The organism is Rhizobium esperanzae (assembly GCF_014197615.1).
GTDB lineage: Bacteria > Pseudomonadota > Alphaproteobacteria > Rhizobiales > Rhizobiaceae > Rhizobium > Rhizobium esperanzae_A.
In genome coordinates, this window is sequence record NZ_JACIFY010000008.1 from 50,697 (window position 1) to 63,623 (window position 12,927).

10 protein-coding genes are annotated in these 12,927 nt (G+C 56.7%); 4 read left to right on the forward strand and 6 right to left on the reverse strand.

What is annotated here, in order from left to right; genetic code table 11:
* Positions 1-555: 555 nt before the first annotated feature.
* On the reverse strand, positions 556-2,109 hold the full coding sequence (locus tag GGD57_RS12545; RefSeq protein ID WP_184470127.1) for a right-handed parallel beta-helix repeat-containing protein: 1,554 nt from the start codon (positions 2,107-2,109) through the stop codon (positions 556-558).
* Between the two features lie 671 nt (positions 2,110-2,780).
* Here GGD57_RS12545 and GGD57_RS12550 point away from each other — a divergent pair.
* Positions 2,781-3,509 (forward strand): Ig-like domain-containing protein, encoded by a 729-nt coding sequence (locus GGD57_RS12550; protein ID WP_348645976.1) that lies wholly within the window; start codon positions 2,781-2,783, stop codon positions 3,507-3,509.
* Between the two features lie 145 nt (positions 3,510-3,654).
* Here GGD57_RS12550 and GGD57_RS12555 read toward each other — a convergent pair whose 3' ends face one another.
* The 5 genes from GGD57_RS12555 to GGD57_RS12575 form a co-directional block, all read right to left on the reverse strand.
* Positions 3,655-4,359 (reverse strand): hypothetical protein, encoded by a 705-nt coding sequence (locus GGD57_RS12555; protein ID WP_184470130.1) that lies wholly within the window; start codon positions 4,357-4,359, stop codon positions 3,655-3,657.
* Positions 4,359-6,635 carry a polysaccharide biosynthesis tyrosine autokinase gene (locus GGD57_RS12560; RefSeq protein ID WP_184470132.1) on the reverse strand — a complete coding sequence of 759 codons (2,277 nt, stop codon included), beginning with the start codon at positions 6,633-6,635 and terminating at the stop codon, positions 4,359-4,361. Before GGD57_RS12560 ends, GGD57_RS12555 begins: the two co-directional genes overlap by 1 nt.
* 53 nt (positions 6,636-6,688) lie before the next feature.
* Positions 6,689-7,393: a sugar transporter gene (locus GGD57_RS12565; protein WP_184470134.1), complete on the reverse strand. Its 705-nt coding sequence runs from the start codon at positions 7,391-7,393 to the stop codon at positions 6,689-6,691.
* A gap of 76 nt (positions 7,394-7,469) precedes the next feature.
* Positions 7,470-8,681: a polysaccharide biosynthesis/export family protein gene (locus GGD57_RS12570; RefSeq protein WP_097614325.1), complete on the reverse strand. Its 1,212-nt coding sequence runs from the start codon at positions 8,679-8,681 to the stop codon at positions 7,470-7,472.
* 289 nt (positions 8,682-8,970) lie between these two features.
* The gene (locus GGD57_RS12575) at positions 8,971-10,332 is read right to left on the reverse strand and encodes an O-antigen ligase family protein (protein ID WP_246713646.1); all 1,362 of its coding nucleotides are present in this window, start codon (positions 10,330-10,332) and stop codon (positions 8,971-8,973) included.
* Between GGD57_RS12575 and GGD57_RS29180 the strand changes: the two genes are divergently transcribed.
* From GGD57_RS29180 to GGD57_RS12585, 3 genes are all read left to right on the forward strand, one after another.
* Positions 10,213-10,470: a hypothetical protein gene (locus GGD57_RS29180; RefSeq protein WP_246713648.1), complete on the forward strand. Its 258-nt coding sequence runs from the start codon at positions 10,213-10,215 to the stop codon at positions 10,468-10,470. The two genes, GGD57_RS12575 and GGD57_RS29180, sit on opposite strands and share 120 nt — an antisense overlap.
* Before the next feature lie 233 nt (positions 10,471-10,703).
* Positions 10,704-11,303: a transglutaminase-like cysteine peptidase gene (locus tag GGD57_RS12580; protein ID WP_010067361.1), complete on the forward strand. Its 600-nt coding sequence runs from the start codon at positions 10,704-10,706 to the stop codon at positions 11,301-11,303.
* A 258-nt stretch (positions 11,304-11,561) separates the two neighbouring features.
* Complete coding sequence (locus GGD57_RS12585) at positions 11,562-12,887, forward strand: UDP-glucose dehydrogenase family protein (protein ID WP_184470138.1); 1,326 nt, start codon at positions 11,562-11,564, stop codon at positions 12,885-12,887.
* The last annotated feature ends 40 nt before the right edge of the window (positions 12,888-12,927 follow it).

Genomic DNA, 12,927 nt, shown 5'->3' on the forward strand with positions numbered 1-12,927 from the left:
TAAACGCCAGCGCGCTCCGCAGTTACGGGCCTATCAAGCCCGACAATGACATAGTTGCATTTGGATCATCGGCATCGGCGCCGAGTCTCCGCTTGCTAGCTCGCGACTTATTATATGAATCGCACCGAAAGATGGCCGAAAATTCCAATTTTTGCGTGCCAGTTTAGGGGTTCTAGCTTAACGCTACGATAAAGATATCTGTTTAAGCAAGTGAAAATCCCAAACCGCCCAATAACGGCTCAACGCGCTGGCCGCCGGCCGCGCATAGACACGATGTCTACTGGGGCATTAACTATAGGTTCAACATACATCTTTCTTGCTTTTGCGGGACGGAACATTTTTGTCATTGGCCGTCCTTCGCTCTGTCGATTTCGACGGCAGCTTCGCCGAGTTTGAAGCATGTCGCGGAAAACTGTGTGGCGGTTTTGCGGCAACGACATGCGCAAACAGGACCTGAAGCGTGGGGAGAGATCCTCGATCGCGGCGCGCTTTACATGTCGAGACGGACCGGTCGGCGGCAAGGGCCGGCTGACGCCGTCCCGGCAGCCGTCTGCTTCAGAGCAAGATGTGGCTGTGATGGAATGCATCCACATCGATGCCGACGCTCAAGCTGTCGGTGTCGATATGCGAAGCGCCATCGGAGATCTTGTACTGGAAGGACTCGCTGACCTTTCCGCTGAGGCCGGCGATTTTCGCCGCATCAACCATGTAGGTATAGTCGCCGTCGCTCTCGATATGGATGACACCGTATTTTCCGGTCAGCGTCAGACCGTGTTTATCCACCGCACTATCACCGAAGCGGCGAAGCAGCACGATCCCGTTAGCCGCATGATCGTTTTCAAGAAGATTGCCATGATAGGCGCTGCCGGTGTCGGCCGAGATCTTCAGAGTATCATGCACCGCGACAATTTTCGCAGCGACGGTCGGAGATGAGGGCGCCGTGTGCGTTTCGATTACCGGCTCGATAACTGGTGTGGCGGGGGTCTGTACACTTCCCGATGTATTGCCGGCGCTGTCGAGCTCGGCCTGGGCTTGTTCGAGCGTCTTGGTGTCGCTGACCGAGAACGTGTTTGCGACGGCAATGACGGCAGCGATCGTCGACGTCGACACCAGGCTGTCGACGATATTGTCATGGAAAGAGCCGGTTGCAGCCCTGTCGACCTTCAGCGCCGACGAGGTCAGATCGTCAAAGACATTGTTATGGACGTCGATATTCGAGCGAACATAATCTGGATAACCCGCCGCACTGATCGATACGCCCCACACGCCGTCGTGAATATAGTTTCCGCTGATGTCGTAGTTCTTCGCATCGCCCTGATCACCAAGGCCGATGCCGTAGGACCATTTGTAGCCGCCAAATCCGGAAATATCGTTGTCGTGGATCGAGATATTCGTACCCGCCTGAGCGCTCAACCCAAAGCCGCCGCCGACCAGCGTATTACCCTCGACCACCGCATTTGTGGCGCGCACCAGCACCAGCACGCCCTTGGCGCTATTGGTCTCGGTCTGCTCCAGATGATTGTCCTTGACCAGGATATTGCTGCTGTCATTAAGCTGGATGGCGTCGGCTGCGCTGCCGAGGCTGTTGGTGACGGTATTGTTGATGAGAGTGACGCCGTTGACCTTTTCCATCCAGATGCCGTCGGCATGCACACCGGTCAGCGTGCTGTTCTCGATCGTGATGTTCTGGCTGCTTTGGAAGCTGACTGAACCGGCCTTTCCGGAAAGACCGGTATTTGTCACCTCGACGTTGCGCACCGTCCAGTTCGACACATTCCCCGCATAGATCGCGTTGGCCCCGGTATCGGCAATCTTGATATTCTCGATGACGATGTTCGACGCCTTGGAACCGTGAATACCGTCATTGCTGCTGTGAATGACCGGTGCGTCGCCGACACCATAGCTGCCGATCGTGATGGGAGCGGAGACACTGCCCGAATATTTCAGGTCGAGCTGTTCGTTGAACACGCTTCCGGCCGCCAGCAGCACACTGTCGCCGGGATTGAGCTTCAAGGCTTCGACAGCGGACAAAGTTGCAAAAGCTGAATTCTCGCCGGTCCCGCTATTGTGGTCGGACCCTGTTGCTGAATTCACGTAGTAGACGGTCATGCTCTGATCTCCCGCGCCAATGGAAATCTTTTAAGCGTGGACCTCTCTCCGCCAGCTAAAATGAAACACTAAAATGCCGGACATCCTGCAATAATTCTTGGGTTTTGAAGAAAAAGACGTGCTTCAACGGTAGATATTTTGCATCGCAGCAAATTTGTACCGCATAATTCACGTATACCTCTCAGTAATACGTGCAACGCAAGCGCATCCCTCAACCTAAGATATTTCGATAGAATGGAGTTCAGGCCGATACCTAAATTCCTTGGTAAATGGTGATGACACCGAAGTCGCAGCACCAAACACCAGGCACAATTCAGTTGCAATAATGCTACAATCAATAAAAAACTTAAATTTTAACAATAGCTCAATCTGATTATCCGGAATATGACAATCAGAAGAAGATACATCCCGTATTATTGTAAATTGCCAGCCAATAAAATTTCTTGTCGCTCGAAGAAAAACGGAAGCAAATGTCATAGCGCGCATTCTCAATTATTGTTAACGCAATATTACCTAGACCTTTCATTATCTTATGCACATTTAACGTGTGCCGATATTGAGCATTACGCCCAGAAATGCTCACTTTTTGTTAATTATGTTCTTGACTCTCCGAATTAGGAAATCCTTAATCGGGCCGCTCGCCAAAGGTCAGGGACGGCCGGCGAAGAATAATTCAAGGAGAGAATTCAATGGCTATTCATGCAACCGATGATACTGCAACATTCCTGGAAACCGACGTCATCTCGGGGAATCTGCTTTCTAACGATTCATCCGACAACGGCCACCTGTTCCTGCGCGCCTTCGATCAGCAGAGCGTGGGCGCCAAGCAAGGCAACAACCAGGTCACCGAAATCCAGGGCGACTACGGCACCTTCTTCGTCAAGCCGGACGGCAGCTACACCTATGTTCTGAGCGCCGCTGCCAAGGTCAACTTCACCAATGGTGAACTCCTTCAGGAGAAGGTCTCCTACAAGATCTCCGACGGTAGCGGTCATACCGACGTCGGCCTGTTCACTCTGAATATTCAGGGTGTAACCCAGGTCAAGCCGATCGCTGTCGACGACCACTACAGCTTCATTGAAGGCAACCCCATCGGCGGCAACGCTCTCGACAACGACATTCCCGGCGACAACGGTCATCTCTTCCTCCGTCAGTTCGGCACCACGAGCGTCAATGGCAATCCGAGCGCAACAACCGACGTCGCCGGCACCTACGGCACGTTCCACGTCAAGTCGGACGGCTCATTCACCTATGATCTGGCAGCAGATATCGCCCCGGGCGATCACGTTACGGAAACCATCCAGTACTACAAGATTTCGGACGGCCAAGGCCACACGGACGTCGGCGTTCTGACGCTCAATATCACCGGCACGGATTTCGTTTCGGGCGCCAGCGTCTGATCGTTCCATAGCCGATCAACAGACAATGCCCGCCGCGCAAACGGCGGGCATTCTCATATTTGGTTCGGGCTCGATAAAGAAAGCGGAACAGCGGCTTGGCTGCAACCCGGTGCCGCTTTGCGCCAGCCTTCAAAGCGTCGACGAATTATCTGCTGCAACGCTGTCGAAACCGTGCTGTCGCACCGTCTCCGACGCTCGCCCAGCTTCGATCAAAGATTGGGCGAAGCTGAGGGCTGATCTCTTTTATCGCAGCGTTGACCCTGCAGCGATCGCCGAGTTTCAGCATCGTCGTCAGATCGCTGTCGAGCGCGCGCTTGGCCGCGGCAAGCGTCGCATCGGTGAAATCGTTCCAGAAATAAAACCGCGTCAGAACCATCATTTCGTCGTGGGGCGCCAGCACCACCGAGCGCTTCATCATTCCCGCAATCGAAACCGGATCTTCCGCAATAGTCGACTGCACGGCCGCAAGCCGAAGCCAAAAATTGCTATTCGTCGGCATGCACGACAGCGCATACCGAAGATATTGGCGCGCACCCGATGCTGCAGCGGCCCAGGCGTCATAGTTGACATTGACGTTCTGCCGATCGAGTTGCGCCAGAACGAGGGTTACGCCAGCCGCCACAATGTCGGATCGGCAATAATGCCCGTCAACAACCTCGATACTGCGCGAAGCATATTTAGCCACGACATCATCGGCGACAGTCCCGCCACGCTCGATCCTTTCGGCGACGATCGAGATGCTTGCCGTTCTGATCGACGCATATAGCTCCCGACCAGCCAGCACCGCGAAGGCGACGGTGACGACAACAAAAACGACCCTGGTAACCGAAACGGAACGACTGCCGAACATCAGCTTTCGGTATAGTATCGCGAATACCGCTTATAATAATATTCGCTCGAACCGAATGTCCGGTAAAGTTTCATCTGCGACGGATCGACCTTGGTCAATACGGCACCGACGCATTTTGCATAGAGTTCCGGTTCGGACAGCAGGGTCGACTGCACGACCTTGCGCGATGTCTTCCCCCACTCGATAACGAACACCACCGCATCGAGCTTCGAATTGATGGCGCGCGCATCGACAACCGGCGCCAAGGGCGGCAGGTCGACGATAATATAATCGAAGCTTTGACGCGCCGTTTCAAGAAGCTGATCCATGCCGCGTGACGCCAGCAACTCCGACGAATGCGGAACGCGATACCGCGCCACGGTCGGCAGAAATGCAAGCTTTGTCCTTGGATCGAGAAGGATCAGATCCTTGAGCGGACGGCCGTCGACGATCGCCTCGAGCAAGCCCGCCTCGGCATGGCGGCCGATTGCCCGGGTGGCACCGGGATTGCGCATGTCGCCGTCGATCAGCAGGCAGCGTGCACCCTGCATTGCCAGAAGCTTGGCAAAATTGATGGATGTCGTCGACTTGCCCTCTCCTGGCAGGCTCGATACGACGCCGATGACCTTGCAGCGCTGATCGGCGGCGCTGATGTCGATAGCGATTTTCGCGCTTCGAAGCGTTTCCGCAAATGCCGACAGGGGATGTTCCTCGACATAGGTCGTCGTCTTCCCACCTCTGGCGATGCTTCGCGGATTGTTGGGATCAACAAGCGCCGGATCGTCGACGTTATTTTCAATCAGCGGCATGACGCCGAGAGACTCGACATCGAGTACTTCCCGGACATCGTCGCCGGTACGGAAGAACCGATCCCGGAATTCGCGGAAGGCTCCTATGCCGCTTCCGACTGCACATCCGAGGAACATCGCAAAAGCGACGACGAGGGCTCTCTTCGGAGCACTCGGCTTTGTCGGAGTCTCCGCCGTCGTGATGATACGCGCGGCAGTGATCGGAAAGCTTTGCTGCTGAATGGCTTCCTGGTAGCGCGTCAAGAAGCTCTGATAGAGATTCTTATAAGTATCGCGCGTGCGCTCGAGTTCGCGAAGCTGCACCTGCGTTTCGCCGGCGCTGGCAGCAACACCCGTCGCCTGCGTCACGCTGTCGCGCAGCGAATTTTCCCGCGATTTTGCCACCTGCAGCTCGCTCTGATAGCTCTCGGCGATGCGGTTCAGCTCATCGAACATGAGCCTCTTATACTCTTCCATCTCCGCACGAAGCCGGACCGCCTGGACGTGGTCGGGACCGAGTCGCGCCTCGATTTCAGTTTCGAGCTTGGAAGCTTCCAGATATTTCTTGCGCAGATCGTTCGAAATGGAGCTGTCGAGCACGTCAGTGACGATCGCATCGGTCTGCTTGGAGTCGATGATCGACTTGACGCGCGCATATTTCGCCTCGGCCTTCGCCGTCTCGGCCTGCGCGTTGATCAATTGCGAGTTTATCTCGGAAAGCTGCTGTTCGCTGAGCAGCGTCCCGGATCCGGCCTCGACAAGCCCATGCTCGCTACGGAATTTCTGAACCGCAAGGTCCGTGTCCAGCGCCTGCTGCCGCAGTTCTTCGATACGCTCCTGCAGCCATTGGCCGGCCCGGCGGGTCGCCTCGTATTTCGAATTGAGCTTGTCGACCATATAGACGTCGGCGATCGCGGCAGCGATCTGGCGCGCCATGTCAGGCGACTGCGAGGTATAACTGACATCGAGAACGTAGGATTTGCCGACGCGTTCGACATCGATATTGCCTGCGACGGTTTCGGCAGCGTATCGCCGCTTCATGTCCGGATCCGGCGCCACGGCCGCGTCATCGGCAAACCACGATTTGAAATTCACCAGAGATTTCAACGTCGCGACCGAAAACAGCGAATTCTGCTGTGCGTTAAACACCGGATCGTCGACAAGCTTCAGCTTGTCGACGACAGCATAGGCGATCGTGTCGGATTTCAACAGTTCGACCTGGCTGAGGACCGTACCTTCGTCATCGTCCAATTGGCCGAAAGCCGCCAACTGGTTGATCACCTGATTGTCGCTGCGATCGATCAGCACGCTCGTATCGGCGGTATAGACCGGTACCGATGTCACCACATAGACGATGCCGAGAATGGCGAAGGCGAAAGCGCTCGCCGCGACCATTCGCCACTGTCGGCGGGCAATCGCGATGAGCTTGTCGAAATCGATGAAATCAGCTTCGTTTCCCGTATCGCGGGAGGGGTCGATACGCGGCGTAAGTTTATCTGGCGATAGCAATTTCGATCTCCAACAAAGGCGTCAAGCGCGCTAAGATCTAAGGGCAATTCCAGCTATTGTATGACGGGCGTGCTCGGACTGGTCGATCCACCGGTGTCGGAAGACGACTGTCCTGCCCCATTCACACTGAGGATCGTCGTCGTCGAGGACGAACTGTCGTCGCTGGCTCCGCCATTGGAGACCTTCAGCGTACCGGCAGTCGTCGCGGCTCCGTCGAAGGGCGTACCATCGTCAGAGCCCGGCCCCGTCGGGCCAATCGACCCGTCGTTGCCGATGCCGGCTGCAGCGGCGGCACTTGCCCCCGGGCCGAGCGCCGCAGTTCCGCCTTCGGCAAGAACCTTCGCAAAGGCGGCAAGCAGCGGCGCCAGATTGGGATCGGCACTCGCCGCCTCGGCAACAGCCTTTTCGATTGCCAGCTTGAACTGCGGATCCGAGACCTGGCAGCTGTTCGCCGCCCGTCCAAGACCGGAACCGATCGCCGCCATCTGCGCGGCATTGGCCTTTTTGGCCTGCTCGATCACCGGCGCAAGCGTGTCATTGCTGCTGCCGACCAGTGCCCGAACACGGGATGACAAAACCAACGGATCGGACATATCGAGCAGAGCGGCGGGATTGGTCGTAAATCCGCTGACGTCGACCGAAGTCAGATTTGCCGGCCCGAGGCAGGCGGCCGCAAAAGCGTTCGAAGTCATGCCGGCAAACATCGCGACGACAATTCCGCTATACGCAAGCTTACGATAAACAGCTGACCTTGCCATAACCTAGTCCTTCATCAAATCCGCTATATATAGGCCGCCGGCGTCGATCAGCGATCGATGCCGGCGCCTATTTCAATCAATTTCCGAGATCCTGGACCGCATTGCGGGTATCCCGCGCGTCGTCGGTCACGCCGGAAACAGTGGACGATACCGAGTTGACGATGTCAAGGAACTTGACCAGTTCGACAGAGTCGGAATTGGAAATATAGATAATATCCTTGTCTTCCATCTTGAATTGCTGGGTGGCAAACAAGGTAGCGGGATCACGCAGGTTGGCGCGAATGATCACCGGAACCGCATCCCCTGCAAATCTCGTCGTGTCCACGCGCATCGCTTGAAGCGTTTTCTTGGGAACCTGGCGATAGAGCAGAACCTGAGCCGGATCGGCGCGGTCGTCGCGCAGGCCGCCTGCCTTTGCAATTGCCTCGCCAAGGGTCAAATCAGACTCTTCGAAATCGAAACGACCGCTGACGCCCGCGGCGCCGAGCGCAAGATAGGTGCGGCGCTCGTGATCGACCGAGATCGTATCATCCGGCGCGACATAGATATTTTCCGCCGGGTTTTTCAGCAGCGTATTGTAGGCAACAGTTGCCGTCTTGCCGCGGCGCTGCAGCGTCACGTTCGTTTCGATATTGTTGGTCGTCAAACCGCCGGCGGCGGAAATGACGTCGAGAACACGCTCACCGGCCGGGCTGATCTCGACACGCTGCGGATTATTGACGTCGCCGAGAACCGCGACCTGGCTGGAGCGGTTTGTCGTCGTCGTGATAACCACCTGCGGCTCGATCGCGCGGCTCGCCAGGCGATCTTCGACGTCCTGTTCCACCGTCTCCTTGAGGCGACCGGCGGCCGGAACGCGGCCCGCATAAGGAATTGTGATCGTGCCGTTTCTATCGATGGTCTGCGTCGGCAGCGAGATGTAATTGCCGGGTCGGCTGCCGGCATCGGACGGAATGAAGAGACCGCCGGACTGAGCTTCGAAGATGGCGACCTGAACGACGTCGCCGTAACCAAGCGGAATTTCGGGGGCGCCGCCTCGACCACCGCCAAAGCCCTTGAAGGAGGTTGGCTGGGCAGAGGTAAAATAGGGAAGAACGTTCTTGCTGAGATCGACGAGGGCGTAGTCGATGCCGACGCGACGCTCCTTCGTTGTCACTTTTACCGCGGCATCTCGATCAACATCTTTGTGATCGGGGCCGGATCTTGGCAACGAGGTGCAGCTTGCCAATATAGTGGTTAGCGCTACAACAATGGCGACGCGTGTACTAACGATACGAGAACAACCCATAGAATAACCTGTGTTGACGCCCCTGAAGCTACTGCCCCGCAATCTGACCAAATACAAGACAATCCCCAATCAATAACACTGAAAGCCGATTAACATTCCCCTAACTGTGGCAGGCCGGCAACGCCAGGCCTCTTAGGAAGCGAAAATGACGCTGGCCCGACTTTTTTTGGGGCCGCAACAATCCGAAGGCTGCACCTGCTATAAAATTTCTTGCGTTTGAGAGTCAACAGTTCGCACCTGCACAATCACTACTTTTGAAAAACCTTCATAAAATTCACCCACTTAATTTTCAGCTAGTTAGCGACCGCTCATATACCCTGTCCGCTTCGCCGTTGCTGCGCCCAAGACTGATCGCGACAACCGCACTGAGGAAGGCGGCGTAAAACACCGCAAAACCCGGTATCTGCAAAGAGAAATCCACCGCCGCATGCAGGGCGACCAAAACCGTTCCGGCCAGGCCAAGAAGGACATAGTGTCTCAGGCGTCGTCTTTGCGCGAGCCCGCGCCGGAACACGCTGGCGAGCACCGTGAAGGCAAGGACCGCCGCAATCGGAAACAATATTCCGAGACCCAAGAATCCTTCGAGATAGAAATTATGCGCCCGGTCGAAGATCCCGAAAATCCCGCAGGCCGGATCGCGGTAGGCAGAAAACACGGTGCGGAAAGTGCCAAGGCCGGTCCCGGTCAGCCAATGATCCGAAATGGCACGCCAGATGCCCGGCAGGATGCAGAACCGATCATCATCCTCGAGATGCCGCTCTTGCGCACGCAGGATCGCCTGGCCTGCGAACATCGCCACCAACAAGATGACGAAACCGATCGCCGAGACGAACTTCACCGTGGAACGCCATTTCGGCGCCGGCTTCGGCTTTCTGCCGGAGCCGTTCCAATTGAGAACGAGCCATGGAAAATAGATGAGAGCGCCAACGAAGGTCGAAAATATTCCGGCGCGCGAACGGCTCAGCATCAGCGCCGTGAAGCAGGCGCATAAGAGCAGGATGTAGATCCACGATCTCAAGAGAAGAGCGTTTCGGCCCGGCTCGCCGGACGGATATTTTGATAAGGAACGGGCGATGTCCCTGACCAGGGTCAGCATCAGCAGCGTCCCAAGCCCGAGGAAGGTCGCGGCGGTATTGCGGTTGACGAAGACCGCGGTCAGGCTGTCGAGGTAGGCGCGTTTCTCGACGACGAGCAAGATGTTGGGAAATAGCGAAAATTGCAGCAGGCCGAAAACCGCGATGGCGCCCGCAGATAGCCCGAGGCCGGCGAGCACTTTCCTCGCCCGCTGATCAGTATCGCAGAGGAGAAGCCCGGTCAGGAAGGTGATGAAAGGCAGCGCGACCCAGAGGATCGACGCGAGGGTATCGGCCGGTTCGACCGAGATTGCCGCGTACTGAACACCTGCCAGGTCACGCGCAGCACCCCAGGCGGGATTTGCCAGCCAGTTGGCAGGCAGCTCGATGGTCTGCACGTATATCCAGCCCGTCACCACGATGAGCAGAAACAAAGAGATGCTGAAAACCCACCTGCTTTGTCCAGGCTCTCCGAAGAGCAGCGCCGAAATGACGGCAAGCGCAAACATCCCGATCGCGGCGAAGGCGAAAGGAAAGGGCGTGACGCTTCCGAACGGAATGAGCGTCAGTATAACCAGGCCAATAAACGCAAAGAGAAGAACCTCCCGCAAGACTGGTCTGTTGATGAGGTTGGAGAACATTCGAATTCGTTTACCAGAGCAGGCGGCGACAAAGCCATTGCAACCGAAGAGATTAATTTACTCGTACTAACATAAGTTGAACATCAAGCACTTGCGTGCTAAAGTGTAACAGAATTCCACATCGTTTAAAATTGTCGCGAAAGGTTTAAGCCAATCGAGACAAGGCCCGTCTATGCTCCTTCCAAGCAGCAGAAACGGGACAGTTATTCTGCGTCCAATACTTGGCTGATCGTCAGATCGCCATGCCATTGACCGAGAAAAAAGGCAAGCCTGATCTCAATCGGTTGCCCTGAACGGGGATTAAAGAGATGAAGAAAACGTTCGTTACACTTCTGGCGCTGGCCTTTACGGCAGGCAATGCCTGCTCGGCATTTGCCGCCGGTCCCGCAGGTTTTGCCCGCGGCCTGAACGGCAGTTCGGCGGTCAGCTATATCTCTGAAAAAGGCAAGATCATCCCACCCTTCGCCCAGGTGTTGTTCTGTGCCCAGAACCCGGCCGAATGCCGTGACAACAATGGTCTATCGGTCGTTGCGCTCACCGACGAGCAGATGCAGCAGCTGAAGACCGTGAACAACACCGTCAATCGCACGATGATCGGCCGCAACGACTCCAGCAGCGAATTGAACGGCGATGTCTGGAAGGTGAATGTTCGCAGCGGCGACTGCGAAGACTTCGCCTTGACCAAGCGCAGCCGGCTGATCGCGATGGGCTGGTCGTCGCGCGCTTTGCGAATCGCGACGGCATATACACCTTCCGGTGAAGGACATGCGGTTCTCGTGGTCAGAACCGACAAGGGCGACCTCGTGCTCGACAACAGGAAAAGCAGCATCAAGAACTGGCGGGACACCGATCTGCGCTGGGACAAGATCCAATCGGGGACGGACCCCTATGTCTGGTACCGGCTATAGAAGTTCGGGCTGCGAAAGAACCGTCTGGAATTGAAAGTCGAGCCGGCTCTGACGAGCGGCTCGACTTGTCACATTGCCCACACAAACCTATGTTTCTTGCTGTCGAAGGGGTGCCGGCAACGAATTGTCGTGCCCCTCTTTCGATTTTCGATGTGGGTATCAAGCGATCTTCGATATTGTCTTTTCGCCCAGATTCAGTATGACCAACGTCATGCTGCGACGCAGCATGACGTTCTACTCCAATGATTTGAGGGAAATATGCGCATCACGATGATTGGATCAGGCTATGTCGGCCTCGTTTCAGGCGTTTGCTTCGCGGATTTCGGCCACGACGTCATCTGCGTCGACAAGGATCTGAGTAAGATCGAAGCCCTTCGCGAAGGCCGTATTCCGATCTACGAGCCGGGCCTGGAGCAACTGGTCGCGGAAAATACCAGCACCGGCCGGCTGTCGTTTTCGACGGATGTCGGCGAAAGCGTCCGTAGCGCCGACGTCGTGTTCATCGCGGTCGGTACGCCGTCCCGGCGCGGCGACGGCCACGCAGACCTCTCCTATGTCTATGCGGCGGCGCGCGAGATTGCCACCTACGTGGAAGGCTTCACCGTCATCGTCACCAAGTCGACGGTACCGGTCGGCACCGGCGACGAAGTCGAGCGCATCATGCGCGAAACCAATCCTGCGGCGGATGTCGCCGTCGTTTCCAATCCGGAATTCCTGCGCGAAGGTGCGGCGATCGAAGACTTCAAGCGTCCCGACCGTATCGTCGTCGGCCTGAATGACGACCGGGCGCGCGAAACCATGACCGAGGTCTACCGCCCGCTTTATCTTAACCAGGCACCGCTGGTCTTCACCACCCGCCGCACCTCGGAACTGATCAAATATGCGGCCAATGCCTTCCTCGCGATGAAGATCACCTTCATCAACGAGATCGCCGATCTTTGCGAGCGAGTCGATGCAAACGTCCAGGACGTTTCGCGCGGCATCGGCCTCGATGGCCGTATCGGCGCCAAGTTCCTGCATGCCGGTCCCGGTTACGGCGGCTCCTGCTTCCCCAAGGACACGCTTGCCCTTGCCAAGACCGCGCAGGATTACGATGCGCCGGTCCGCCTGATCGAGACGACGATCTCGATCAACGACAACCGCAAACGGGCGATGGGGCGCAAAGTGATCGCCGCGGTCGGCGGAGACATTCGCGGCAAGAAGATCGCGATTCTCGGCCTGACCTTCAAGCCGAACACCGACGACATGCGCGACAGCCCGGCGATTGCCGTTATCCAGACCCTGCAGGACGCCGGCGCCAAGGTGGTCGGTTACGATCCCGAAGGCATGGAGAACGCCCGCAAGGTGATCGAGAACATCGAATATGCGAGCGGCCCCTATGAAGCGGCCGCCGGTGCGGATGCGCTTGTCATCGTCACCGAATGGAACCAGTTCCGTGCGCTCGATTTCAATCGTCTGAAGCAGTCGATGCACAGCCCGGTCCTGGTCGACCTGCGCAATATCTACCGCAGCGACGAGGTCCGCAAACACGGCTTTACCTATACCGGCATCGGCACCAACCTCTATCAGGAATCGAACACCTGACAGGTTCCGGTACACCGGTCATCATCCTGACGCCGCGGAG